A 25,344-nucleotide genomic window follows, 5' to 3' on the forward strand; every position below is an offset into this window, starting at 1 on the left:
GATGGGTGATGCGGGTTGATGGGTGTAGCGGCAAGCAGGTGCTATCGGTGTGGTCAGATCAGGTTGGGCAGCAGACGCATCACCACATCCGTGGTTGCCCAGGACAGCGCGAGCGCGAGCGGGCATGCGACCACCCACACGAGCGCCGTCGACCATCGCTGACGTGCGGCGACGACCCCGAGGGTCAGCGCCAGGAGCAGGGCGAGGCAGAGGGCAAGCAGCGGCAACGCGCTCTTGTCCGTCCCCATGGCCAGCTCCGACTCGGGTACCACCGCGGGCCGGCCCGGTGGTGCGGGGAACGCCTTCTTCGTCTCGGCGTCCACGTACACGGTGTTCTCGGGCGCGATGGCGCCGAAGCGGCCGCTGCCCTCGGCGGTGACCAGCGTCAGCCGGCCCGCCCCTTCGGCCACCGGCTGCGGCAGCGGGTCCCCGGCCCGGCGGACCCCGAGGACCTCGAACACCTTCGTCCCCTGAGCGTTGACGACGGTGATCTCGTCGCCGGTCTGCAGGTCGGTGATGTCGGCGAACGGCCCGCCGTACGTCGCCGCGCGGCCGTAGACGACCGAGGTGCCGGCCTGTCCGGGCAGCACCGTGTCGCGCCGGTGACCGGGTCCCACCAGGGTGTCCCCCGACGCGGTGCCCTCGACCACGACCTGCTCGAGCCCGATGCTCGGGATGGTCAGCAGCGCGACGGGGTCACCGACCGGCACCACGGGCCCGATGGGCGGCGCCTTGTCCGGCGGGCCGGCGAGCACGTGGCGCAGCTCGTCGTACAGCAGGTCCTGGGCACGGTGCTGCGAGATCGAGCCCAGGAACAGCAGCTGCGCGGCCATCCAGAGGCAGACGATGGCGATCATCGTGAACGCCGACGACATCACGGCCGCGGCGGCGTCCGCTCCCCGCGGCGGTCCGGCCGGGGCCTGCGGGGACCGGCGCTTGGGCGACGCCTTCGGCTTCTCGATCGTCACGGTCATCGCCGCCACCTCAGGACCGGCCCGGCGACGCGCAGCACGGTCGCGACCACGCAGCCGACCGCGCCGAGCAGGATCAGCAGCGGCAGCAGGCCGCCGGCCAGCGTGGAGTCCACCGGCTGTGTCGCCGGCATCGCGATCGGCTCGGCCGGCCCGGTCGGCACCGCCGACGGGCTGGCCTCGGCCGACGGCACGTCGTCGATCGGCACGTCGCCCGGCGGGACGACCGACCCGTCGGATCCGCCCTCGCCGCCACCACCGCCGGTCGGGCCGGTCGGGGTCGGCTCCTTCTGCTCCTCCACGGCGTCGGCCACGTCCTGCGCCTCGTCGTAGAGCTTTGCGGTGACGCCCGTCTTCTCGATCGGGAGGTAGCCACCCGGGAGCTGGCCGTTGCCGCTGCCGGGACGCTGGCCCTCGGAGACCGAGACCCGGATGAACTGCGCCACCTTGGCCGCGTCCTCCTCCGGGAGGTTCTGCAGCCTGGCCGCGGTGTAGACGATCATCGTGCCCGGGTAGGCCTCGCTCGACCGCCGTACGTCGGCCTGGTCGATCGCGAACGGGTGCGCGGGCTTCGACTGCTCGGCGAGCTTGACCGCGGCGCCAAGCGAGCGTTGGTTGGGCGCGACGTACGTGCCTGGCTCGGTCTCCAACGCCGCGGAGCGCAGACCGTAGCGCGCCGCGTCGCCGAGGCTGACCAGGCCGAGCATGAACCGGGAGCCGAACGACTGCCGGTCGATGCGGCCGAGCTTGTAGGTGCCGGTCCCGGTGTCGAACTCGCAGCGCGTCGAGACGTACGGCCAGGCGTCGAGCAACGCCTCGGCGATCTTGCGCAGCGTGGTCACCGGCGCCGCGAGCTGGCTGAAGTAGACGCCGGGGTTGTTCTGCCGGCAGTCGCTCTCGGTCTTCGGGACGTAGGTGTCGAGCAGCGGCCAGTCCGCACGCGGGAGCTCGAGGTTCTTGTACCGGGGGTTGACCACCATCCCCCACGGGTCCTTCTCGCCACGCATGAAGGCCATCGCGTCCCGGTCGTGCGCGATGTAGTCGGTGACCTGCTCGATGATGTCGGAGTCGTTGGACAGCGACAGCAGCGTCGCCGCCGCCTCCTGGCTGGTCTGGCTGAGCCCGGGGTTCAGCTTGATGAACTCCGGGTCGTTGACGATCGAGAGTGGGTTGTCGCCGATCCCCGGGTGGCCGCGGCCGAGGTCAGATCCCAGATAGGACTGGGACATCAGCTTCGCGAGCAGCCGCGCGTTGAGCTTCAGGTCGGTGAGCTCGCCGGCGTTGTCGGGCTTGTCGATCTGGTAGCCGATGGCGAAGCCGGTGACCGCAGTGGGCGCGTAGCCGACCGGGTCACTGCCGCGCTGCTCGTGCTCGGACGAGACCACGGCGGCCGCGCCGCCGCCGGACTCCATCAGGTTCCAGCCCGCCGCGTCGGACATCTGGTTGAGCTGGAACTTGAAGCGCGACTTGTCGAGGCAGTACGCCGGCGCCCACTGCAGCGCGGCCTGCGCCAGCAGCTCGGAGCCGTAGAAGCCCGTGGGCGGTCGGGGGTCGAGGACGTCGCAGGCGTCCGGCGGCAGGCCGAACGTGATCGGGATGGAGAACCGGTTCTTCCAGTTCGAGGCCGACCACCACAGCGCCGGCGATACCGCCTGATCGACGCCCTCGTTGGCGAAGTTGCTCGAGCCGGCCGGGAAGCGGCCGCCCTTGCGGCAGGCCTGGTCCGAGCGGGTCATCGGCTCCGACGGCCGGTCGCAGCTGAGCCCGACGATCGGGATGACGACGACCGAGCAGGCGACCTTGTGGCTGCAGCCGAGGGACTCGTTCTCGACGTCGCTGCGGACCTCGAACTGGACCTCGCCGGTGCCGTCGGTGTCGGTGAAGGCCGCGATCTCGGCAGGCGGCGCCGCCGTACCCACCGCCGCCTCGGGCGGCATGTTGCCCGCATCGCAGGCGGGGAACGTGGTGCCCTTCGCGGCGACGAACGGCGTCAGGCGGGTGTAGTAGCCGGTGACGTCCGCGGTCGGGCACACCGCAGCGCCCGGGAACGGGTCCATGCCGGAGAGTCGACCCTTGTCGGCCGGGTCGGCGGCTGCGTCGTGGATCCACGACGCCTCGCCCTCGGCCCGGGTGATCTGCGAGCGCTGCGCGACCGACCCGGTCCAGCAGGTCTCGGGGCGCAGCCGCTTGGCCTTCGGGAGCGACGGGTCGTCGACACCGCGGCACTGCATGATGACGACCGGGTACTCCTGGTTGAGCCCGTTCTCGCCGTACGGGTTGCCGGCTCGGCCACCGCTCGGCTGCGCGCCGCTCCAGCTGATCTCGATCCGCTGGCGCCCCCGCAGGTTCTTGGTCTGGTCGGCCTCGACGGTGACCTCGTAGCTCGGGAAGGAGTACGTCGAGCCGTCCGCCTGCACGAACGTGCGGGTGAGCGTCTTGGTCTGGCTCCAGCCGTCGGCCTTGGCCCGGGCCGGGACGTCCGGCGCACCGGCCTGGCTCGCAACGGCGCCGGACGGGACGGCGATCGCCGTGGCCAGCAGCACCAGGGCCAGCAGCCGCTTCACGGCCGGACCACCTTCGCGGCCGCCGACGCACGCCTTCGGCGCAGCGTCATCACGTACATGCCGGGCAGCAGCACCAGCGCCACCAGCTCGAGCACCGCCAGCCATCCGAACGTGCGCTGGTCGACCGCGCGGTTCGCGGCGAGCTCGGTCGGGTTGGCGTAGATCGCCTCGCCCGACGTCGAGCCGTCCGCCGCGCCCACGACCTCGCCGGTCTCCGGGTCGATCGCACCGGGCGCGTCCCCCGCGGCGGCTCCACCACCCGTGCCGCCGGCGCCCCCGGAACCGCCGTCGCCGGCCGGTGCGTCCGGGTCGTCGGTGGACGGCGTGTTGGTGCCGGTGGCGGTGCCGCACGGCCCCTGGCCCACCTTGTCGCACGCGGCCGGCTGCGGTGCCGTCTGGGCGAGCACGTTGTTGTTGAGGTTCTTGCCGTCGAACGTGGGGTTGTTGCACGACCGCACGTCCCGGTTGTTCAGGTCGACGTCCGGGTCCGCCGCCCTCAGCTTCGCGAGCTGCTCGAAGCCGGCCTGCACGAGGTTCAGCGGCAGCGGCGAGTAGCCGTACGACCCGGCCTTGCTCTGCCCGGCGCACAGCGAGTAGTACATGAAGTCCGCGAGCGTCTGACGCTTCGCGGTCGACATGCGCGGGTCGTCCTCGCCGGTCGGGATGATCATGTAGGAGTACGACGAGATCGGGTACGCCCGCGGGTCCGGGTTGTCGTAGACGCCGTCGAGGATCTGGGTGAGGTACAGCTGGCTGTTCTTGTCCCGGTTGATCTGCGCCTTCGTCAGCGCGACCGCGGTGTTGTACTGCGTCGGCTCGACGAAGTAGCCCGCCTTGTTGAGCACCTTGACGACCGGGTAGTCGGCGTTCAGCGGGTAGGAGTACTCGACGTACCCGATCATCCCGTTGCCGGCGAAGCCCTTGATCGTGTTCATCACCTGGTCGGAGCCGGCCTGGCTGACCATCCGGGTGCCGCTCTTCTTCGGGTAGTACGACGTGAGCCCGGAGCGACCGAAGTACGGGCGCCAGATGCTGGGGTACTGCTTGTCCATCCAGGTCGTCAGCTGCGCGGTCGTGCCCGAGCCGTCGGAGCGGACGACCGGCGTGATCGCCAGCGACGGGAACTCGCGGCCGTTGTTGTCCTTGGTGATCGCCGGGTCGTTCCAGTTGGTGATCTTGTTGGTGAAGATCTTCGCGATCGTCTCGCCGGACAGCCGGAGGTTGCGCACCAGCTGGCCGCCCACCTTGAGCTGGTAGGTGAACGCCGTACCGCCCGCGACGATCGGCAGGTAGGCGAACTCGCGCCCGTTGCTGGTGTCGGCCTGGCCCTGCTCGTCGGTGCCCTGGTACGGGATCTCGGAGATCGCGAAGTCGGTGCTGTCCTGCGAGAAGTCCTTGCGCCCCTTGGTGGAGCCGCCGCCGGTGTAGACGACCTTCATGCCGTTGGCGTCCACGTCGGCGATCCACTGCTGGACGATCAGCTCGGACCAGGTCGAGCCGGTCCCCTCGATCTGGGCGTACACCGTCGCGCGCGCCGTGCCGGGCATGGAGACGATGCAGGCCAGGGACAACACGAAGGCCACGAGGGTGCGCAGCGTCGAGCTCCTGGAAGGGCGGGTCACGGGTTCTCCTCGGTTCGGGCTGCAGGCTGGACCGGACCCATCTCCACGAGCGGGTCGGCCATCACGAGGTCCACGGCCGGGCGCGAGCGCCGGCCACGTCGGCTCTTGGTGCGGCGCGGCCGGGCGACCAGGCGGGCGGTGATGAAGAGGATCAGGACGATCGCCATCAGCACGGTCGCGGCCGCGAAGGCACGCGTGATGGCGTTGGGCTCGCCGCTGCGGACGGTCGTGTAGATGAACAGCGGCAGCGAGTTCATGACGCCGTCGGTCGGGCTGGTGACCAGGAACGGCGCGGCACCCGACGTGAGCAGGACCGGGCTGGTCTCGCCGATGCCGCGCGCGACGCCGAGGATGCAGGCGGTCGCCAGACCGGGCCGCGCGGTCGGGAGCACGACGGTCCAGACGGTCTTCCAGCGACTGGCGCCGAGCGCGAGGCTGGCCTCGCGCAGGCCGTCGGGCACCACGCGCAGCACCACGTCCGCCGCGCGGGCGATGATCGGCAGCATCATCACCGCGATGGCCAGGCTGGCGGCGAGGCCGGAGCGGGGGAAGCCGAGCGCGACGATGAACGTCGTGTAGATGAAGAGGCCGGCGACGATGGACGGCAGTGCGGTCATGGCCTCGACGACCGTGCGCACGATGCGGGCGAACCTGCCGCCGACCTCGGTCATGAACACCGCGGTCCCGATGCCGAGCGGCAGGGTGATCGCGATGGCGATGCCGAGCTGCATGAGGGAGCCGACGATCGCGTGCGCGATGCCGCCGCGGTCGAACGGGTCCTTGGGGCCCACCCCGGACATGTCGTCGAGGTAGAAGTTCAGGTGCAGCAGCGGCCGCCAGCCGCGCATCACCACGAACACCATCGCGCTCACGAGCGCGGCTCCCACCACCACGGCGCCCGCGGTGAGGATCGCGCCGGCGAGCCGGTCGCGCACGTCGACCAGTCCCCCAGTCATGGCCGCGGTGACCGCGGTGACGAACAGGCCGAAGCCGAACCACGTGATCACGAACCACGCCAGGCCCGGGAGCGGCAGCAGCTGCTGGGTCACCAGCCAGGCCATCCCGAACGCGGAGACCCAGGAGCCGATGCGGACGAACTTGTCGTCGACGGTCATCCGCCCCAGCGAGCCGCGCGGTACGGCGGGTGCCGCGTCCTCGTCGTACCGGGGCAGGTGTGTCGTGCCGACGACACGAGCGCCGGCGGGAGTCGTGAGAGTCATCAGGCGTCCGTCCCGGCGCCCGAGCGGCTGCGGTTGACGATGACGGCGGCGAGCGTGTTGATCAGCAGCGTGAGCAGGAAGAGCACGAAGCCGGCGGCGAGCAGGGCCGAGAGCTGGGTCCTGCTCGCGTCGCCGAAGCGGCCGGCGATCAGCGCGCTGATGCTGTTCGTGCCGAGCTCGAGGAAGTTCAGCTTGAGGTCGAACGACGGCGAGATGATCAGGAGCACGGCGATGGTCTCGCCGAGCGCGCGGCCGAGGCCGAGCATCGTGCCGCCGATGATGCCGCCGCGACCGAAGGGCAGCACGACCGAGCGCACCATGCCCCACTTGGTCGCGCCGAGCGCGAGCGCCGCCTCCTTCTCACCTGGCGGGGTCTGCGAGAACACCTGCCGCATCACCGCGCACGACATCGGCAGCACCATCATCGCGACGGCGATGCCGGCGCAGAAGGCGCTGGCGGTGTAGCGGCTCGCGTCCCACACCGCGGCGTCCGGGTCCGCGCTCGGGACGTCGAAGATCGGGATCCACCCGAGGTTGCGGTGCAGCCAGAGCGCGAGCTCCGCGGCGTGCGGCATGACGAGGAAGAAGCCCCACAGTCCCCAGATGATCGAGGGCACGGCGGCCATCAGGTCGACGAGCGAGACCAGCGTGGCCTTGACCGACGCGGGTGCGTACTCACTGATGTAGAGCGCGGTCGACAGTGCGAGCGGGAACGCGATCGCCATCGCGACCAGGGCGACGGTCACGGTGCCGGCCAGGACCGAGGCGATGCCGACGACGTCGGCCTCCGGGTTCCACTGCGTCTCGGTGAGGAAGCCGATCCCGTAGTTCTTCCAGGTCGGGTACGCCTGCCACCCGAGGAACAGGCCGACCCCGCCGATGATGACGAGGACGGTCGCGCCGACGGCGCGGGCGGAGTGCACGAAGACCGCGTCGGCGCCGGTCGCCTTGCGCGAGATCTTGCGCGGACGGACGGTGTCGACAGCCGGATCGGCGGCGTCGGCCACAGGCAGGGTGGTCACTCGGTACTTCCTGGCGATGTGCTCTGGTCGAGCGGGTGGGCGAATCGCCTGAAGTTTCAGGAGGGTTCCGAAACGATTGGCCCTGCCTCGGTGAACGAGGCGCGAACAGCGCCGCCTCCTTTGCCCAACACATCGCCCGCGCTCGGCGCCGGTAGCCCGAACGGGCCATGCCGGCCGCTGATCCGTAGTCAGGCCGGGCCACGTGGCGTCGTTCACCCACCGTTCACGAGCCGCGAGGAGCGCCGGGATCTCCTCATCTGTCTTGGGTATCTGCCGCCGTGGGCGACCGACCCGGTCCTGACGGTTCCTACGTTCGGGTGCGGGAGCCCGGGCTCCATCGCCTGCACGGGCCACCCCGGGTTGGAGGGAACGACCGATGACCAGAGTGGTGGGGTATGCCCCCGGTGCGTACGACCTGTTCCACGTGGGGCACCTCAACGTGCTCAAGCACGCCCGAAGCCGGTGCGATCACCTGATCGCCGGGGTCGTGTCCGACGAGATGTGCCAGCTCACGAAGGGGATCACCCCGTTCGTCAGCCTGGCGGAGCGACTGGAGATCGTCCGCCACATCGACTTCGTCGACGAGGTGCACGCCGAGACCGTCCCCGACAAGCTGGACACCTGGCGGCTGCTGCGCTTCGACCGGATCTTCAAGGGCGACGACTGGCGGGGCACGTCGAAGGGCGAGCGGCTCGAGCACGACTTCGCGTCGGTCGGGGTCGAGGTCGTGTACTTCCCCTACACGGTCCACACGTCGAGCACTCGGCTGCGACGCGCCCTGCAGGGCCTCGGTGACGAGCTCGAGCTCTCCTACACCGCGGCCGACGCCGGACGCGGCTGACCGGACCGTTCGCCGATGGCCTCGCGGACGACCGCGTCGATGTCGGACCGGTAGCGGTCGGATCCGAAGTGCGCCACCGCCGAGCGCCGCCCGGCGTCGGCGAGGCGGTCCGCTCGCGCGATGTCGCCGAGGAGCTCCTCCAGCGTGTCCGCGAGGGCCCCGACGTCCTGGGGCGGGACCAGCAGTCCGGTCTCACCGTCGGCGACGGTCTCGCAATGGCCCTGCACGGCGGTCGCGACGACGGGACGTCCGGCGAGCTGGGCCTCGACGACGGCGTTGCCGAAGGACTCGCCGAGCGATGGGGCCACCAGGACGTCCGCGCCCTCGAGCGCGGACCAGATCGGCGCGCAGTACCCACCGAAGCGCACGGCACCGCGGAGGTCCGGCTGGTCCGCGCGCGCATGCAGTCCGGCCACGTACGTCTCCTGCCCGGGACCGGGGGTGCCGTACAGGCTGACCTGGACGTCGTGGCCGCGGCGGCGCAGCAGCGCGACGGCCTCCAGCGCGACGTCGGGTGCCTTGCGTGCGGAGAGCCTGCCGACGACCGCGAGCTGCCAGGGCGAACCCTCCCGGCGCGTGCGCGGCGCGGCCGGAAGCGCTGCAGGGGGACCGTCGACGCCGTTGTGGATCACCCGGACGCGTGCACCCAGCCGCGGTACCGAGCCCAGCACCACGTCCTCGGTCGACCGGCTGTTGGCGACCACGGCGTCGGCCAGCAGCAGCGGCAGGGCCAGCGCCTTCCGGACGAGCGGTGGGTCCGCGGCCTCGGCCTCGTGCACGTGGCAGAGGGTCGGGACGCCGGCCAGCCGGCCGGCGAGCAGCCACCACGGGAGCGTCACCGTGTTGACGTAGACGATGGCGGGTCGCTCGCGGCGCAGCAGGGCCCTCATCCGGGGCAGCGCCCGCACACAGGCCAGCGCGAGCGCGGTCAGGCCCGAGGGCGACGCGGCCGCGCGTCGCAGCACCGGGAAGTCGAGCACCCGTACCTCGGCCCCCAGGTCGAGCAGCGGCTCGACCAGCGGGCCGTCGGAGGGCGCCGCGACGACGACCCGCCAGCCGTGCTCGACAAGGCCGGCGACGCTCTCCTTCATCTGGAGGTCCGAGCCGTACCGGTCGGCTGACGGGTTGGCGACCAGGACGGTCCCGCGGTGAGGGGGGTGCACTCACCCATGAACCACGCCGCCCGGCCGACGCCGCCCGGGAGATCCGGTCCTATCCCCAATTCTGGCTACCTCCTCCGTCATCGGCGTGGACCGGCCTCGGCTCGACCTACGTTCCGTCGACGAGCCAGTGGGCGCCTCCGTGCGCCCCGAGCCGTCACCGAGCCCTCGACCTGACAGGACACCCACGTGACCGCCACGACCACACCGAACCGGGTCCGACCCCGGCGTGGCTATCGTGCCGACCTCGCAGCGCTGGCGGCCGCCCAGAAGCCGTCCCAGGGCACCGCCGCCTACTCGCGTCTCGTGAACCGGCCGGTCGCCCGCCGGGTCGCGGCGGCGGCGCACCAGACCGGCCTGACGCCCAACTCGGCGACCGCGATCAGCGCGACGCTCTCGGCGGCGGCGCTCGCGCTGGTCGCGCTCCAGGAACCCAGCTGGCCGTTGGGCATCGGGGTCGCCGTCCTGCTGGCAGCCGGGTACGTCATGGACTCCGTGGACGGTCAGCTGGCGCGCCTGCGCGGGCGCGGGTCGGTGGCCGGAGAGTGGCTCGATCACACCGTCGACTGCGTGAAGACCTGCGCCCTGCACCTGGTGGTGCTCATCTCGGTCTATCGGTTCGTCCCTGCGGCACCGGACGTCGTGCTCCTGCTGCCGTTGGCCTTCCTGGTCGTCGACGTGACGTGCTTCTTCGGGATCCTGCAGCTTCCGCACCTCCGGGCGCAGAACGGCGGCACGAGCTCCGGACCGGCACGCGTCGAGGGACCGTGGCGGACGTGGCTCATCCTGCCGACCGACTACGGCACGTTCTGCTGGATGTTCGTGCTGCTCGGAGCACCTGCGGCCTTCCTGACCGTGTACGGGCTCATGTTCGCGGCCAACGCCGCGCTGCTCGCGCTGGCCTGCCGCAAGTGGTGGCGCGAGCTGCGCGCTCTCGACCTGAGAGCGTCGGCATGAGGATCGCGCTGCTGGGGACGCGTGGTGTGCCGGCGCACTACGGCGGGTTCGAGACCGCTGTCGAGGAGATCGGCCGGCGTCTGGTCGACCGAGGTCACCAGGTCACGGTGTACTGCCGCGGGGCCGAGGACACCCGTCGGCGCAGCCACCTCGGCATGGACCTGGTCCACCTGCCGGCCTTGCACCGGCGGTCGTTGGAGACGCTCAGCCACACGGCGCTCTCGGTGGGTCACGTGCTCACGCACCGGACGTACGACGCCGCCATCGTGTTCAACGCGGCCAACGCCCCGTTCCTGCCGGCCCTCCGGGCGCGTCGGATCCCGGTCGCGGTGCACGTCGACGGCCTGGAGTGGCAGCGCGCGAAGTGGGGACGCGGAGGTCGCGGCTACTACCGCTGGGCCGAGGCTCTGTCGGTCCGGTGGGCCGACACCCTCATCGCGGACGCGCAGGGCATCGCCGACTACTACCGGCACGAGTTCGGCGCGAGCAGCGAGCTGCTGGCCTACGGCGCCCCGATCCAGAGTGCCCCGCGCGCGCACCGCCTGGCCGAGCTCGGGCTGGCCGCCGGTGGCTACCACCTGGTGGTCGCTCGCTTCGAGCCCGAGAACCACGTCGCCGAGATCGTCGCCGGCTACCGCCGGTCGGCGGCCCGGCTCCCGCTCGTGGTCGTCGGGTCCGCGCCGTACGGCGACCACTACACGGCGCTGGTCCGTGAGCAGGCGGCCGACGACGCCCGCGTGCGCATGGTCGGCGGCGTCTGGGACCAGGAGCTCCTCGACCAGCTCTACGCCGGGTGCGCGACGTACCTGCACGGGCACAGCGTGGGCGGGACGAACCCCTCGCTCCTGCGCGCCATGGGCGCGGGTGCGGCCGTGATCGCGTTCGACGTCGTCTTCAACCGTGAGGTGGTCGGGCCCGACGGCACGTTCTTCGCGTCCCCCGACGACCTGCCGACGGCACTGCTCCAGGCCGAGTCGTCGCCCGAGGCACGTAGCGCGCGCGGCGAGCGGCTCCGCTCGCGCGCCGCCACGCGGTACCAGTGGGGCGAGGTCGCCGACGGCTACGAGGCGCTCCTCAAGCGGCTGGCCGCCGGTGAGTCCGTGCGAGGAGAAGCGAGTGGACGACGTGGCCGGACAGACCGATGAGGCTCCGGATGCCCCGCTCGCTGGGTGCGGTAGCCGGCCAGGTGACGCTCGCGTTCGGCAGCTTCGTCGTCCAGCTCATCGCCGCCCGGGCCCTCGGACCCGAGGGGTTCGGGGTGTTCGCGCTGCTGTTCGGCGCCATGGTGATGGCCACGGCCCTGTCCACCGGACTCGTCGGTGACTCGCTCACGGTGCTGGACCGGCACGATCCGGTCCTGCGCTCCGCGCTCGCCAGGACCGCGGCGGTCGTCGTCGCAAGCGCCACGGTCGCCGGCGTGCTCCTGGGGTCGTTCCTGGTCGGCCTCTCGACTGGCGACTGCGCAGCACTGGCCGCCGCGACCGGGGCCTTCCTGACGGCCGATCTCGGGCGCCGCATGCTCATGGCCGTCCTGCGGTTCTGGCACCTGGTCGTCGTCGACGGCCTCGGCTTCCTGGCGGCGATGGTGGCGCTGACCGCCTTCGCGGCGGCCGGGACCGTCTCGCTCGGCGACGTGCTCCTCGCCCTGGCCGCCGGCCAGGCCACGGCGTGCGGCGCCGCCCTGGCCTGCCTGCCGGCCAGGGAGCGCGCCCGACCGGTGCTCCGGCGGGGCGGCGGCGTGCGCGAGGTCTTCGGCTTCGGCGGCTGGCGTGCCGCCCAGCAGTTCGTCCGCCCCACGACCCTCAACGCGACCCGGGTCGTGGTCCTCGCCGCGGCCGGGGCCGTTGCCGTCGGTCAGCTCGAGGCCGCCCGCCTGCTGGTGGCACCGGCGATGCTGCTGGTGCAGGGCCTGGGCTCCTACCTCTTCGCGACGTACGCCGCGGACCGTTCGCTCCCGCTCGCCGCGTCGCTGCGCCATGCCGACCACGGTGCCGCCGCCATGCTCGCCGGCGCGGCCGCCGTCACCCTCGCCGTCACGTCCGTGCTTCCCGCCGTCGGGCCGCTCCTCGCGCCCGGCTACGACCTCTCGATGCTGGCCGTCCTCGGCTGGGGGACGTACGCCGCCTCCTGTGCCGCGGTCCTCCCCTACGGCAGCCTGGCGGCGGTGCGGGGCCGCCCCGCCGCCGTCCTGCTGGTGCGCGTGGTCGACTCCGTGCTCGCACTCGTGGCGGTCGCCCTCGCCCTGCTCGTGCTGGGCGCTCCCGCCGGAGCCGTGCCGTGGCTGCTGGCCGCGGGCTCGTTCGTGGGCGGGGTGTTGTGCCGCCAGCTGCTGCTGGTCCCGCGCCTGCCCGCGTCCGTCGAGTCGGCCCGGGCGCCTGCCGCGATCGCGAACGCGCCATGACGACCACCCTCACCGTCGCTCCGCCCGCCACGCTCCCGGGCCAGGTCCTCGTCTCGCCCTTCCGGCGCCCGCCGCTGCGGTTGCTCGTGGCCCTGTTGATGATGCTGGTCTCCTGCGTCGCCTGGCGGCGCGGGGTCTACTACTCCGGCGGCCTGGACGTCGTCGTGGCCGCCAAGGGTGCACTCGGCATGGTCGCCCTGCTGCTCGCGTGGACCGCACCCCGCACGGGGCCGCCCTGGTCCCAGCTGCGCGCCGGTCCGGTGCCCTGGCTGTGCCTGTACCTCGGCGTCTCCTCCGTCGGCGCGCTGATGCACGGGACCACGCTGCCCACTGCCGTCCTCGCGGCCCGTGTCGTCCTGCTCACCGTGACGATCGTGCTGCTGGTGCGCGCCTACCCCTGGGCGACGTTGCTCAGCACCCTCACCTCCGCGATGCTCCTGCTCGCGGGCGTCGGCGCCGTCACGGGTGTCGGCTCGTTGGCGTCCGGGCGTCTGTACGGCGGCATCCCCCCGCTGAACGCCAACGAGATCTCGCTCCTGATCGGCGTCCCCCTGGTCTGCATCGTCTGGCGCTGCGTGAACCACGCGGCCACGGTGCTCGAGATCGTCTCGGTGCTCCCGCTCCTCGGCGTGATCTGGTTGACCGGGACCCGGACCGGGCTGGCCGCGCTGGTGCTGTCGTTCCTGCTCCTGGCCACGATGGCCCCGCGGATCCCGGCCTGGTTGCTGTCGGTCTGTGTCCTGTGCCTTCCGGCGGTCCTCTACGTCATGTTCTTCACCCCCCTCGTGTCGACCTACGCGACCCGGGGCGACGCCGCGAGCACCTTGACGCTGAACTCGCGCACGGTGGCCTGGCAGGCCGCCCTCGACTACGCCGACAGCGGTACCACCCAGCTCGTGGGTGTCGGGCTCTCGGTGAAGGAGATCCCGGTCTCGGCGATGTACCGCAGCACCCAGATCCTGGACAGCACCTGGGTGTCCGCGATCGTGCAGGCCGGTTGGGCCGGGACCGCCGTGCTCGTCGTGATGACGTTGCTGACGCTCGCGCGATCGCTCACCCTGCCGAACCCGCAGCGCGCCCTCGTCTTCGCCGTGCTCGTGCTGCTGGTCGTCCGCAGCGTGCTCGAGAGCGGCCTGTTCGACGCCTCGGCCGCGTTCATCCCCTTCCTCTGCTTCAGCCTCGCCATCCAGAGACCACCGCCCCCGGAGGGACCATGACGTTCACCATCCTGATCGCCTGCTCGGCCAACGTGTGCCGATCGCCGCTCGCCTCCGCCGTGCTCGCCCACGCTGTCGCGCTGGAGCAGGTCGACCGGTCGGTCTCCGTCGTCACCGGCGGGCTCGAGGCCATCGCCGGGCAGCCGGCCTGCCCGGAGATCGCGCGCATGGCGGAGGCACGAGGGCTCCACTCGAGAAGCCTGGTCCGGCACGAAGCCAGCATCTTGACGCCGGACGAGATCGGGGCGGCCGACCTCGTGCTCACCGCCGACCGGCGGGCCCGGTCGGGGGTCATGAAGCGGATGCCGTTCGCGACCGGCCGCACGTTCACGATCCGCGAGGCCGCCCAGCTCGGGGCGGCCGCCCTCCCCGAGGTTCGCGGCCACACGCTCGACGACCGGCTGCGGTCGTACGTCGCCGCGATGAACGACGTGCGCGGGTTGAGCGAGCTGCCCCGCACCCGCCGCATGGTCGTGCTGACCAGCCCGTGGCGGCGGCTGGCGGTCCACGCCCACGACATCCCGGACGCGCACCAGGGCGAGCGCGCCCCTCATCGCGCCGTCTACTCACTCACCGCCTCGAGCTCCAAGCAGGTCGCCCGCGATCTCTCCACGTGCGCGCAGGTCTCGGTGGGGTGAGCCCGATCGACGTCGAGATCCTGCTCCAGGCCGAGGCCGTCCGGGCCTGGCACGTCGACGCCGTCGACGCGCTCCCCGTCGACGAGGTCCGGGTGACCCTCGTGACCGACGGGTCGACCTGGGGCCGCGACGTCGACAGCCTGTTGCGCCGCGAGCGACGTCTGGGCGACCTCAGCGCCCGAGGTTCGGACCTCCTACCGCCGGGCTCGTCCCCGGGCAGGCACGCCGCCGAGGACGCCGTCGTCACCCAGGAGGTCCGGTCCGGCACCCGGATCGACCTGAGCGGCGGGCCGGTCCGGCCGGGCTGCTGGACCCTGACCTTCGACGACCGTCCGGGCGAGGACGCCGCCGTCCAGGCCCTGCTGGCGAACCGGTTCCCGGTGGTCCGCGTCGTCGACGAGCACGGGCGGGTCATCGTCGAGGGCCGGCCCGGCAGTGAGGTCCCCGGCCTGCTGGCCGCGGCGCTCGACGACGTGCTCGCCGGCTGCGTCCAGCTGCTGGTCGCCGCCGTCGCCGGCCACCCACTGCGGTTGCCTGCGGAGCCCGGCGGTCACGACGCCCCCGGGACCGGCGGCGTGCCCACGCCGAAAGCGCGAGCCCGCCGGGCCTGGGCGGCCGCGGTCGCCCGGCGGGTCTACCGGAGGCTGTACCGCAGCCCGCACTGGCGGGTCGGGTGGCGGTTCACGGAGGGCCCCGGCGTCCTGGCCACCGGGGGCCTGGCCGGGGAGCGGTGGCGCGACCTCCCGGACGACGGCCGGCACTTCTACGCCGACCCCTTCCCCATCGAGGTGGACGGCCGGACCTACCTGTTCGTCGAGGACTACGACCACCGGCTCGGCCGGGGGGTGATCTCGGTCCTCGAGTTCGACGGCCAGGGCCCGGTCGGCACGCCCCGCCCCGTGCTGGAGCACGACGTCCACCTCTCCTACCCCGTCGTGCTGGAGGACGACGGACAGCTGTGGATGATCCCCGAGACGTCGGCCGCCGGCACGGTCGAGCTGTACCGGGCCACCGAGTTCCCGGACCGGTGGGAGCTCCACTCGGTCCTGCTGAGTGACCTCGACGCCAACGACACGACCCCGTTCCGCCACGAGGGGCGCTGGTGGCTCTCGGCGACGGTCCGCCACGGCGGGTCCTGCTCGGACGCGCTGCACCTCTGGTACGCCGACCGGCTGGCCGGTCCCTGGGTCGCACACGCCGGCAACCCGGTGCTCGTCGACATCGCCAGCGCCCGGCCGGCAGGCCGGCCCGAACGCCACGGCGGACGTCTGCTCCGGCCCGTGCAGGACGGCCGCCGGGGGTACGGCGCAGCCCTGGCCGTCGCCGAGGTCGTGACCCTCGATCCCGCCACCTTCGTCCAGCGCGTCGTCGCCCGGATCCCGCCCGACCCGTCCTGGCCCGGGTCCCGGTTGCACACACTCAACCGAGCCGGCCGGCTCGAGGTCGTCGACGGCTCGGCCCGCTCGTCCCGGCTGCGCCACCGGAGCCGCCGCTGAGCAGTCCTGGACGAGCACCGGTTTGACAAGCCGGGACCAGCGGTGAAAGGTTCCCCGAGTCCTGGGGGACATGCATGCCGCCACCTGCTCGTTCTGAGGTGTGCTCAATGTCGGTATCGAACTCGTCGACGTCTCCTGTCCTGCTCGGGTCCATCGTGAGTGGGGCCCTTCTCGCGCTCGTTGCCTCGACGCTGCCGCCCGCGGCCGCCCAGGCATCCGCCCCCGACTCGCCCCGGGCCCGCACCCTCGTCGTCGGCCCGCACGGCAGCGACTCCGCCGCCGGCACGCCGAGCGCACCGCTGCGCACGATCGGCGCGGCGATCTCCCGCGCAGGCTCGGGCAGCACGATCGTCGTACGCGGTGGCCAGTACCACGAGTCGTTGACCATCCCCTCGGGCAAGCGGCTCACCATCGAGGCCGCACCCGGCGACCGGCCGTGGATCGACGGATCCCAGCCGGTGCACGGCTGGCGGGCCACGGCGGACGGGTTCGTGCACCACGGGTGGCGCGCGTCGTTCGACTCCAGTCCGACCTACACCTGGGGTGCGTCGGACGGGACCGACCCGGGCTGGTCGTTCGTCAACCCGCAGCGACCGATGGCCGCGCACCCGGACCAGGTCTGGATCGGTGGGGCAGCGCAGCGCCAGGTCTCGTCACGTGCGCAGCTCCGGCCGGGCGCCTTCTTCGTCGACGAACGCGCCGACCGCCTCTACCTCGGGTCCGACCCGGCGGGGCGGGACGTGCGTGCCAGCACGCTGGCCACGGCGCTGGCCATCCGGGCCTCCGGCACCACGATCCGGGGCATCGGCGTACGCCGCTTCGCTCCGTCGGTCCCGCACATGGGAGCGGTCACCGTCGAGGCCAGGGACGTCACGCTCGCGCGCGTCTCCGTGCGCGGCAACGCGACCACCGGCGTGCACGTCATGGCTCCGGGCGTCGCGCTGCGTCACGTGTCGCTCGTCGACAACGGCATGCTCGGGCTCAGCGCGACCTACGCCGACGGCCTGCGGCTCATGCACGTGCGGGCCCAGGGCAACAACACCGAGGGCTTCAACCACGCCCCGGTCGCAGGCGGGATCAAGATCGGCCGGACCCGCGGGGTCCGCGTGGTCGGTGCGACGGCCACGGGGAACGACGGGACCGGGCTGTGGTTCGACGAGTCCACCCAGGGGATCCGGGTCCTCGACAGCGTGGTGCGGGACAACGACCACCACGGCATCTCGCTGGAGATCTCGGACAACGCGCGCGTCGTCGACACCGTCATCGCGGGCAACACCGACGACGGCGTCAAGGTGAACAACACCAGCCGCGTCGGGCTGTGGAACAACACCATCGTCGACAACGGGCGACCGGTGAACATCGTCCAGGACGAGCGCGACGGCTCCGACCCGGACGTGCCGGGGCACGACCCGCGCCGGCCCGTGCCGGCGCCGGGGCTCACCTGGATCAACTCCGACGTCAGCGTGCACAACAACATCCTGGGACGCGGGCAGGCCGACGCGAACTGCCTGCTGTGCGTCGAGGACTACTCGGGCCGGTTCAGCGCCGCCGAGCTGGGCGTGCGCGCGTCCGGCAACGTCTACGCCCGCGCCAACCGCTCGGCCCCGAACTGGGTCGTGGTGTGGTCCCGCGGTGCCGGCAACCCGGCGGTGTTCACGTCGGTCTCCGAGTTCGCTCGCACGACCGGCCAGGAGCGGCCGCACCTGGCCGTCGTCGGCCGGCCGGCGGTCACGCGTGACCTCGGCGCGACCGCAGTGGTGAGCAGGGCCGCCGAGCGGGTCGCCCAGCCGCTGCCCGCCGCGCTCGCCCGGTCGCTGGGCCGGCCGGCCGGCGTACGCCATCTCGGCGCGTGGGTCGGCTGACCTCGGCTCGCGCTTCCGCCTGACAGTCCGATCCACCGCCGGTGCTCCTCGTGGTCGACGTTCAGGCCCCGCAGCAGCACGATCCGCCCGTCGACACGCAGGCGGACGTCGGCGAGATACCGGTTCGCGTTGGCCAGCACCCGCGGGCCGACGCCGAGACGGACGCCGAGCCCGCGCTGGGCAGCACGAGCCGACCGTGGCCGTCCCCGAGCCAGAAGCCCGAGCCCTTCCCAGCGCGGTCGGCCTCGACCACCACGGGCTCGACGAGTGTCTCGACCGCCGGCTCTACCGGAGCCTCGGAGGTGAGGGGCGCCAGCTCGACCCGGTCGTTGCCGAGGTCGGAGGTGTAGTCGTGCTCGACCTCGCGACGGCGCCTCCGCTCGTTGGTGACCACGCTGCCGAGCAGGGCGAGCCGTGAGCGGCGGAGCGTCTCGAGGCACTGGATGACCTGGTCCCGACGGGTGACCGACGACCGGATCACCAGCACGACGCCGTCGACGTGGCGGCCGAGGACCACCGCGTCGGTGACCGACAGCAGCGGTGGGGTGTCGTAGATGACGACGTCGAAGCGGTCCCGGAGGATCCCGGCCAGGCTCGCCATCGGGGCGGACCCGAGCAGCGCCGCCGGGTCCGGTGGGAGCGAGCCGGCCGGCAGCACCGTCAGCATGTGGTGGTTCCACGGGACCAGGACCTGGTCGAGGTCACGCTCGCCGACCAGCACGTCGGAGAGGCCGACGCTGCCGTCGAGACCGAGGAAGCGCGCCACGGCGGGACGACGGAGGTCGGCCTCCACGAGGCAGACCGACGCGCCGGACTGCGCCCAGCTGATCGCCAGGTTGCAGGCGACCGACGTCTTGCCCTCGCCGGCAAGGGAGGAGGTCACCGCGAAGTGGCGCAGCTCGCGGTCGACGGTCGCGAACTTCAGCGCCGTCCGAACGGTGCGGTACCGCTCGGCCGCGGCGGAGCGCCAGTCGAGGGCCACCAGCGGGCGCCGCCGTACGGAACGCTGGTACAGCGTGGAGCCGAGCGGCGACATGTCGGTGAGCGCGCGGACGTCGTCCGCGGTCTTGATCCGCTTGTCGAGGTAGTGACGCAGCACGGCGAGCACCAACCCGATCGCGAGGCCGGCGACTCCCCCGAGCAGGAGGTTCAGCAGCACCCGCGGCGACGACGGTTCGGTGGGGACGGCGGCCGGTCGCGCCAACGACACGGTGACGTTGGAGACACCGCTGTCGCGGGGGGTCTCGAGCTGCTCGATCACCAGCCCGAGGCGGACCGAGATCGCGTCCGCCAGCTGGCGGGCCAGCTCGGGGTCGGCGTCGGTGACGGAGACGTCGAGCAGCACCGTCTCCGGCGCGCTGCTCACCGTCACCTGCGCGCCCAGCTCGGCCACCGAGCGATCCAGCTCCAACCGGGTGATCACCGGCTGGAGCACGTCGGGGCTCCGGACCAACGGGGCGTAGGACTTCACGCGCTGCACCGCGAACTGAGACCCCTGGAAGATCTCGCCCTGCCCGCTCCCGTCGACCCGCTCCGCGACCGTGACGAAGGACTGCGCGGTGGCGGTGTACCGGGTCGGCGCCAGCGCGCTCACGACGCCGGCGGCGAGCAGCCCGAGCAGCAACCCGGCCACCCAGATCCGCCACCGGCGTTGGAGCAGGACGAAGTACTCCGCGAATGTCATGCCGACAACCCCTTGATCCCCATGGTGTTCCTCACTTCCGCGTGCCGGTGCTCCTACGCCGGTCCGGCGACCAGGTCGTCGAAGAGGCCGAAGACCGGAGCGTTGGTGGCCGATCCGGACAGGTAGGTCCGCAACCCGATGTGGCCGGCGCTCTGCAGAGCAGCGGCGCTGTCGTTGACGGAGACGTTCCACCCGGCCGGCTCGGTGCTCCCGATCGCCCACACCTTGGCGCGGACCGTGGTCGGCGAGGTGCCGGTGGCCTGCACCCGCAGGTTCACCAGGTCACCAGCTCCGACGGTCAGCCCGGCCACGGTCTGGCTCTGCAGGAACGTGTCGGTGCCACCGACGTTCCGGCCGAGGGTCACGGACACGGCGCCGCTCGACAGGAACCGGACGTCGGTGAAGTACCGGTCACCGTTGGCGAGCCGCCGCGGCTGAGCGGTGAGGTAGATCCCACCACCGGTCGCGGCCTTGTCCGCCCCGACCTTCACCCGGAGGTCGGTGCTCGTGGACGAGACACCGGTCAGGGCCATCGCCGGCCCCGAGCCGGCAGAGCCCATCCGGATCCGTCCGGACCCGCCGGTCACCGAGAAGTTCGTCGCGGTGCCGGACCGGGTCCAGGCGCCACCGGTCTCGGCGCTGCCCCACCCGTCGACGACCGTGCGACCGAAGGCGTCGACCGCGAACGGCGTCGGCCCGGACGTCACCAGGACCTGCTTGGTCACGGTGCCGGTGGCGCCGCCGTCGTCGGTCACGGTCAGCGTGACGTCGTACGTGCCCCCCGTTGCGTAGGCATGCGACGGATTCGGCTCCGTCGAGGTGTCGCCGTCACCGAACGACCAGGCGTACTCCTCCACCGTGCCGTCCGCATCCGTCGCGCTCGACGTGAAGCTCGCGGTCAGTCCAGCCGCCGACGAGCTGAAGTCGGCCACCGGCGCCTGGTTGGGAGCTGGCGCGACCGTGACCTGCTTGGTCACGGTGCCGGTGGCGCCGTCGTCGTCGGTCACGGTCAGCGTGACGTCGTACGTGCCTCCCGTTGCGTAGGCGTGGGACGGATTCTGCTCCGTCGAGGTGTCGCCGTCACCGAACGACCAGGCGTACGACTCCACGGTTCCGTCCGCATCCGTCGCGGCGGCCGTGAACTCGGCGCTCAGGTTCGTGACCGCAGCGTTGAAGTCCGCGACCGGCGACTGGTTCGGCGGCGGCACGTTGGACCCGGCGGCGTGGTGCGCGGCGATCTCACCGGCACTCAAGGCCCGGTAGTACACCGCGATCTCGTCGAGATCGCCGTTGAAGAACGCGTTCGTCGGGGCGGTCGGCCAGTTGTTCAGACCGTCACCCCCGATCCGCCAGTACCCGAGGGCGAGGTGCTCGCCGACCTTGACGTCGGCCCGCTCGGCGACCACGGCGCCGTCGAGGTACAGCTTCATGCCGGCCGGGGAGAGCGAGGCCGCCACGTGGTGCCAGAGGCCGTCGTTGTAGCTGGCGGGGCTGGTCACGACCTGGCGTGTCGCGTTGGGCTTGACCCCGAACAGGACCTGGCCGGCGTTGTTGAGATAGATCTGCCGGTCCATCTTGCTGGAGTTGCGGTCGCTGCGGTTGCCGCGACCGATGATCTTGCCGCCACCCACCGTGGTCTTGAACCAGCCCTCGAGCGTGAACACGTCGGGCGGGCTGTCCTGCACGGTCGTGTAGGCGCGCGTCGTGCTGGTTCCCGGGAACCGCGTCGCCGTTCCGGTGTCGGCCGCCAGCGCGCTGGGCACGCCGAGGGTCGGGCCGGCGGTGATCGTCAGCGGCTGGAAGCCGGCCGAGTCCGCCAAGGTCGTGCCCGTGGTGTCGTCGAGGCGCCACCAGTGGGTGGGCTCGCTGTTGTCCACGGCCTGCACGTACGGTCCGTCGCTGCCGGCGGACGCGACCGTGACGTCGGTCCACGGGGAGTTCGCGATGTTGCCGAACGGGTCGGTCACCGCCACGCGGTAGCGATGGGTCGAGCCGGGTGCCAGACCGGTGTCGGTGAAGCCCATGCCGTACGGGTTCCACCAGTGCGCCCGGACCGAGCGGGTGTGGATCAGCCCGGCGCCGCTCTGCACGTCACGGTAGACCCGGTAGGTGAGGTAGTCGTTGTCGATGTCCTGGTTGGTCGCCCAGCTGATCCGGACCTTGCCGGCCTCGGTCGAGCGCAGGTTCAGCGGGTAGGTCGTGTTGAACAGGCTCGGGCCCTGGTCGTTGGGCGCCAGGCCGGGTCGGGCGAAGCGCACCAGGCCCTGCTGGTTCTGCCCGTTCACCCGAGTGAACTCACCGGCCATCGAGATGAAGTCGGCGTTGCCGGTGACGCTCCACGGCCCCTGGATCTGGCCGGTGTAGGTACCGGCGTTCAGGTTCGGGTACCAGGTGAGCATCGAGGAGCGCGGCTGGCCCTCGAAGTTGTAGTAGCGGCCCTGGTCGGGCTCCCACGTCGCGGTGCCCGTGACGTCCCGACCGAACGCGATGCCACGGAAGTACGGATAGTCCCCGACCCCGCCCGCGCCCTGCCGGACGCCGTCGATGTTCTCGCAGTAGTGGGCGTGGCTCGCGGCGTAGATCACGTCACCTTGCGCGTGCAGCGAGTAGGTGTCGCCGTGGCAGTCGTTGGCCCAGTGCACAGCGCCGTCGTTCCACGACGCCGCGAACGTGCCCTCCCAGGTGCCGCCCGCGCGGCCGAACGTGTAGCCGCCTCCGTAGATGTAGTCGTCGTCGGCGGTCAGCGTGGTGATCGCACCGTTCTCCGTGCCGTTGCGGACGATGTTGTTCGCGAGGAACGGCAGGCTGGCGCCGGTCGAGGCGTCGACCATGCCGAGGCCGTAGCCCGGGTTGGAGGAGCCGTTGAGCGCGGTGAACGCGCCACCCACGGCGAGCTTCGTGCCGGCCGGGTTCAGCGCCAGCGCCCAGACGTCGCCGCCGGTCGCGGCCGGTGTCCAGTTGAGCAGGGCGCCGTTCGAGGCGTTGAACGCGGCCAGGCCCTGCCGGATCTGGGTGCCGACGTCTTGGAACTCGCCGCCGGCGTACACCGTCGTGTTGGTCGCGACCAGCGCGTTGACGTGGTAGTTCACCGGCGGGTTGAAGGTCTCGAGCAGCGCTCCGGTGGTGGCGTTGAACGCTGCGATGCGGCGGTGGGAGAGCCCGTTGACGGTCGTGAAGTCGCCGCCGACGTAGATGCGTGACCGGTCAGGCGAGACCGCTACGGCCTTGACCTGGGCGTTGAACGACGGCGCGAACGAGGTCACCAGCGCGCCGGTCCGGATGTTGTACGCCAGCATGTTGTTGCGGGTGACACCGGTCCCGCCGGCCCCGGCCGGCCGAGCGGTGGTGAAGCTGCCGCCCGCGTAGACGATGTCCCCGACCATCGCCTGGGACCAGACGACGCCGTTGATCTGGACCGTCGGCAGGGCGTCGGCTGCCACCGTGACCGGAGTCTCCGGGCTCTGCGGGTCCTGCGGTGCCGAGTCCGCCCACGCCGGACTCGGCACGACGCCGACCCCGGCCAGGAGCAGGGCCGCTGCAAGCAGCGGCAACAGCAGCAACCGCCTCCACCCCTGACCGGGACGCTTCTCCCCGGCAGCACCACGAACTCGATCCATCTCCGCCACCATCCACTCAGTTGTCGCCCGCGAACGTGAAGGAGGGCATTGACCCCCCACGTCGAGGAACGTAGGAACCTGCGACCCCGCGGACCGTCCGTCGGCGTCGCCGTACTCGAAATTGGGGGTACCGCCGCTCATCGGACGGAGCCCTCGAAGGAGACCGCCGGAGCGGTGCCGGTGTAGCTCACGACGGCCCGGACCCGACCGCGCGCCTCGACCGGGATCGCGAACACGTACCGCGCCTCGGCCGTCGCGCCGGGCTCGAGGGTGCCGCCGAACACCTGTTCTCCCGGTCCGCTCAGGGTGACCGCCGGAGTCTCCGCGGCGCCGTACGTCACGGCGACCACGACGGTCTCGAGCGAGATCGGCTCGGCGCCGTCGTTGTCGAGCGCGAAGCTCAGCCGGACCGCCGGGCCGGCGATCTCGCCCGGCCCATGTGCGACGCCGGCGACGTCCTCCACCTGCGTCACGCTCAGGGTGAGCCCGGACCCGAAGTTCCCCGTCGCGTCGAAGGGCACCGGGGCTCGCGTGCGCATCTCTCCTGCCGGCACGACCTCGAGCGATCCCGGCTCGGGAGCTCCGGTCGGGCCCGAGGACGGGGCGGCGCCCGGGGTGGGCGCCGACGCGGCGGCGCTCGGCGACGCGGTCGTCGTCGGCGCCTCCGGCGACGACGACGGCTCCGCGGAAGCCGCCAGCGCCAGGACGGCGACGACACCTCCCAGGAGCACGACTGCAACGGCGACGGTCCACCACCGTCGGTCACGTCCGGCGATCAGCTGCATGTGGCTCTCCTTTGACGAGCGGCCGCACCCCGGCGGCCGTCTCGCCTCCACCACAGCCCCAGCCCGGTCGACGCGGCCCGGACCCGCCGCGACATCCCCAACCTTGGGGATGGCTCCGATCGAGTGACGCAGCAGCGCCCGACGCACCCCATCGTCCGAGACGGGAGGACTACCGACGGGGGGACCCATGGCCACACGACTGGCTCGCACCATCCGCCGCGGCCTGGTCGCCCTGGTCGTCTGCGTCGCGCTGACCACGCTGCTGGCCGTCACCGCCATGGGCTACCTGCACCACCGGATCGACGAGGTCGACCGGATCGACGGGGTCTTCGACGACCTCGGTCCGCGGCCCGAGCGGGTCACCACCGGCCCGGCCGTCGAGGCGATCAACGTGCTGCTGCTCGGGACCGACCGGCGCTCGGAGGTGGCGACCACGGGTGACGCAGCCCGGGCTGCCGACTGGGTCCCGGGGGCGCAGCGATCCGACGCGATGATGCTGGTCCACATCAGCGCCGACCGCGACCACGTCCTGGTGGTCTCGCTTCCCCGCGACTCGTGGGTCGAGGTGCCCGGCCACGGCATGGCCAAGATCAACGCGGCGTTCTCCTGGGGCGGCCCGTCGCTCGCCGTCCAGACCGTCGAAGGACTGACCGACGTTCGCATCGACCACGTCGCCGTCATCGACTGGGAGGGCTTCCGGGAGCTGACCGACGCGGTGGGCGGCGTGACCGTAGAGGTGCCTCAGACGGTGCACGACTCCGCACGGGGTGTCACCTGGACCGCGGGCGAGCACCTGCTGGACGGCCAGGAGGCGCTCGACTACGTCGGACAACGCTATGGCCTTCCCGGCGGTGACCTGGACCGGGTACGCCGGCAGCAGGCCGTTCTCGCGACGCTGGCCGAGGAGTCGCTCGAGCTGCGTCGCAGCCCCACGCTGGTCCTCGACTTCGTCGGCATGATGACCCGACACGTCTCGGTGGACGACGACTGGAGCACGAGCGAGCTCACGTCGCTCGCGTGGTCGCTTCGCGGCGTCGGTGCCGACGACGTCCAGTACCTGACCGCGCCCGTCAGCGGCGTGGGGTGGGCCGGAGACCAGAGCGTCGTCTGGCTCGACCACCCGGCAGGCGCCGAGCTGTGGCGCGCGATCAAGCTCGACCAGGTGGACCGCTCGACGGGCCGGAACGGGAGCTCGGACCCGTCTAGCGGCGTTCGTTGAAATCTCACGTTTCACCGACGAGCGAGCTCTGCGCGGTATAGGAAGTGACCAAAGGTCGGGGGACCTTC

18 protein-coding genes are annotated in these 25,344 nt (G+C 72.0%); 9 read left to right on the forward strand and 9 right to left on the reverse strand.

Annotated features, from left to right (window positions below; all coding sequences use genetic code 11):
* Window positions 1-53: 53 nt before the first annotated feature.
* The 5 genes from ABD875_RS17920 to pstC are packed head-to-tail and all read right to left on the reverse strand — an operon-like array spanning window position 54 to window position 7,399.
* Window positions 54-974: a sortase domain-containing protein gene (locus ABD875_RS17920; RefSeq protein WP_345180695.1), complete on the reverse strand. Its 921-nt coding sequence runs from the start codon at window positions 972-974 to the stop codon at window positions 54-56.
* On the reverse strand, window positions 971-3,535 hold the full coding sequence (locus ABD875_RS17925) for a hypothetical protein (RefSeq protein ID WP_345180697.1): 2,565 nt from the start codon (window positions 3,533-3,535) through the stop codon (window positions 971-973). The genes ABD875_RS17920 and ABD875_RS17925 overlap by 4 nt, the downstream gene beginning before the upstream one ends.
* Window positions 3,532-5,157: a substrate-binding domain-containing protein gene (locus tag ABD875_RS17930; RefSeq protein WP_345180700.1), complete on the reverse strand. Its 1,626-nt coding sequence runs from the start codon at window positions 5,155-5,157 to the stop codon at window positions 3,532-3,534. The genes ABD875_RS17925 and ABD875_RS17930 overlap by 4 nt, the downstream gene beginning before the upstream one ends.
* Window positions 5,154-6,377: a phosphate ABC transporter permease PstA gene (gene pstA / locus ABD875_RS17935; RefSeq protein WP_345180702.1), complete on the reverse strand. Its 1,224-nt coding sequence runs from the start codon at window positions 6,375-6,377 to the stop codon at window positions 5,154-5,156. The genes ABD875_RS17930 and pstA overlap by 4 nt, the downstream gene beginning before the upstream one ends.
* Window positions 6,377-7,399: a phosphate ABC transporter permease subunit PstC gene (gene pstC, locus ABD875_RS17940; RefSeq protein WP_345180704.1), complete on the reverse strand. Its 1,023-nt coding sequence runs from the start codon at window positions 7,397-7,399 to the stop codon at window positions 6,377-6,379. The genes pstA and pstC overlap by 1 nt, the downstream gene beginning before the upstream one ends.
* 376 nt (window positions 7,400-7,775) lie before the next feature.
* Between pstC and ABD875_RS17945 the strand changes: the two genes are divergently transcribed.
* On the forward strand, window positions 7,776-8,240 hold the full coding sequence (locus tag ABD875_RS17945; RefSeq protein ID WP_345180705.1) for an FAD synthase family protein: 465 nt from the start codon (window positions 7,776-7,778) through the stop codon (window positions 8,238-8,240).
* Here the strand turns inward: ABD875_RS17945 and ABD875_RS17950 are convergent.
* On the reverse strand, window positions 8,210-9,403 hold the full coding sequence (locus ABD875_RS17950) for a glycosyltransferase family 4 protein (protein WP_345180707.1): 1,194 nt from the start codon (window positions 9,401-9,403) through the stop codon (window positions 8,210-8,212). The genes ABD875_RS17945 and ABD875_RS17950 overlap by 31 nt on opposite strands.
* A gap of 186 nt (window positions 9,404-9,589) precedes the next feature.
* Here ABD875_RS17950 and ABD875_RS17955 point away from each other — a divergent pair, with 186 nt between their 5' ends.
* The 7 genes from ABD875_RS17955 (at window position 9,590) to ABD875_RS17985 (ending at window position 17,971) form a co-directional block, all read left to right on the forward strand.
* Window positions 9,590-10,357 (forward strand): CDP-alcohol phosphatidyltransferase family protein, encoded by a 768-nt coding sequence (locus tag ABD875_RS17955; protein ID WP_345180709.1) that lies wholly within the window; start codon window positions 9,590-9,592, stop codon window positions 10,355-10,357.
* Window positions 10,354-11,502 (forward strand): DUF1972 domain-containing protein, encoded by a 1,149-nt coding sequence (locus ABD875_RS17960; protein ID WP_345180711.1) that lies wholly within the window; start codon window positions 10,354-10,356, stop codon window positions 11,500-11,502. Before ABD875_RS17955 ends, ABD875_RS17960 begins: the two co-directional genes overlap by 4 nt.
* 8 nt (window positions 11,503-11,510) lie before the next feature.
* On the forward strand, window positions 11,511-12,758 hold the full coding sequence (locus ABD875_RS17965; RefSeq protein ID WP_345180712.1) for a hypothetical protein: 1,248 nt from the start codon (window positions 11,511-11,513) through the stop codon (window positions 12,756-12,758).
* A complete protein-coding gene (locus ABD875_RS17970; RefSeq protein WP_345180714.1) occupies window positions 12,755-13,975 on the forward strand; it encodes a hypothetical protein in 1,221 nt (406 codons plus the stop codon). Before ABD875_RS17965 ends, ABD875_RS17970 begins: the two co-directional genes overlap by 4 nt.
* Window positions 13,972-14,613: an arsenate reductase/protein-tyrosine-phosphatase family protein gene (locus tag ABD875_RS17975; protein ID WP_345180716.1), complete on the forward strand. Its 642-nt coding sequence runs from the start codon at window positions 13,972-13,974 to the stop codon at window positions 14,611-14,613. The genes ABD875_RS17970 and ABD875_RS17975 overlap by 4 nt, the downstream gene beginning before the upstream one ends.
* Entirely contained in the window at window positions 14,610-16,109 is a 1,500-nt protein-coding gene (locus tag ABD875_RS17980) for a glucosamine inositolphosphorylceramide transferase family protein (RefSeq protein ID WP_345180718.1), read from the forward strand. Before ABD875_RS17975 ends, ABD875_RS17980 begins: the two co-directional genes overlap by 4 nt.
* 155 nt (window positions 16,110-16,264) lie before the next feature.
* Complete coding sequence (locus tag ABD875_RS17985) at window positions 16,265-17,971, forward strand: right-handed parallel beta-helix repeat-containing protein (RefSeq protein WP_345180720.1); 1,707 nt, start codon at window positions 16,265-16,267, stop codon at window positions 17,969-17,971.
* Window positions 17,972-18,032: 61 nt separating this feature from the next.
* Here ABD875_RS17985 and ABD875_RS17990 read toward each other — a convergent pair whose 3' ends face one another.
* From ABD875_RS17990 to ABD875_RS18000, 3 genes are all read right to left on the reverse strand, one after another.
* Entirely contained in the window at window positions 18,033-19,655 is a 1,623-nt protein-coding gene (locus ABD875_RS17990; RefSeq protein ID WP_345180722.1) for a tyrosine-protein kinase domain-containing protein, read from the reverse strand.
* A 53-nt stretch (window positions 19,656-19,708) separates the two neighbouring features.
* Window positions 19,709-23,206, reverse strand: a complete 3,498-nt coding sequence (locus ABD875_RS17995; protein WP_345180724.1) for a PKD domain-containing protein — start codon at window positions 23,204-23,206, stop codon at window positions 19,709-19,711.
* A gap of 203 nt (window positions 23,207-23,409) precedes the next feature.
* Window positions 23,410-24,057, reverse strand: coding sequence for a hypothetical protein (locus ABD875_RS18000; RefSeq protein ID WP_345180726.1), 648 nt, complete (start codon window positions 24,055-24,057; stop codon window positions 23,410-23,412).
* A 187-nt stretch (window positions 24,058-24,244) separates the two neighbouring features.
* Between ABD875_RS18000 and ABD875_RS18005 the strand changes: the two genes are divergently transcribed.
* On the forward strand, window positions 24,245-25,276 hold the full coding sequence (locus ABD875_RS18005) for an LCP family protein (protein ID WP_345180728.1): 1,032 nt from the start codon (window positions 24,245-24,247) through the stop codon (window positions 25,274-25,276).
* Window positions 25,277-25,344: the final 68 nt, after the last annotated feature.

The organism is Nocardioides caricicola (assembly GCF_039541135.1).
Lineage (GTDB): Bacteria > Actinomycetota > Actinomycetes > Propionibacteriales > Nocardioidaceae > Nocardioides > Nocardioides caricicola.

Bases quoted from the DNA above. Each gene is read 5' to 3' on its own strand.
- ABD875_RS17920 (WP_345180695.1), bottom strand. From the start codon at position 974: ATGACCGTGACGATCGAGAAGCCGAAGGCGTCGCCCAAGCGCCGGTCC.
- pstA (WP_345180702.1), bottom strand. From the start codon at position 6,377: ATGACTCTCACGACTCCCGCCGGCGCTCGTGTCGTCGGCACGACACAC.
- ABD875_RS17945 (WP_345180705.1), top strand. From the start codon at position 7,776: ATGACCAGAGTGGTGGGGTATGCCCCCGGTGCGTACGACCTGTTCCAC.
- ABD875_RS17960 (WP_345180711.1), top strand. From the start codon at position 10,354: ATGAGGATCGCGCTGCTGGGGACGCGTGGTGTGCCGGCGCACTACGGC.
- ABD875_RS17965 (WP_345180712.1), top strand. From the start codon at position 11,511: ATGCCCCGCTCGCTGGGTGCGGTAGCCGGCCAGGTGACGCTCGCGTTC.
- ABD875_RS17970 (WP_345180714.1), top strand. From the start codon at position 12,755: ATGACGACCACCCTCACCGTCGCTCCGCCCGCCACGCTCCCGGGCCAG.
- ABD875_RS17975 (WP_345180716.1), top strand. From the start codon at position 13,972: ATGACGTTCACCATCCTGATCGCCTGCTCGGCCAACGTGTGCCGATCG.
- ABD875_RS17990 (WP_345180722.1), bottom strand. From the start codon at position 19,655: ATGACATTCGCGGAGTACTTCGTCCTGCTCCAACGCCGGTGGCGGATC.
- ABD875_RS18000 (WP_345180726.1), bottom strand. From the start codon at position 24,057: ATGCAGCTGATCGCCGGACGTGACCGACGGTGGTGGACCGTCGCCGTT.
- ABD875_RS18005 (WP_345180728.1), top strand. From the start codon at position 24,245: ATGGCCACACGACTGGCTCGCACCATCCGCCGCGGCCTGGTCGCCCTG.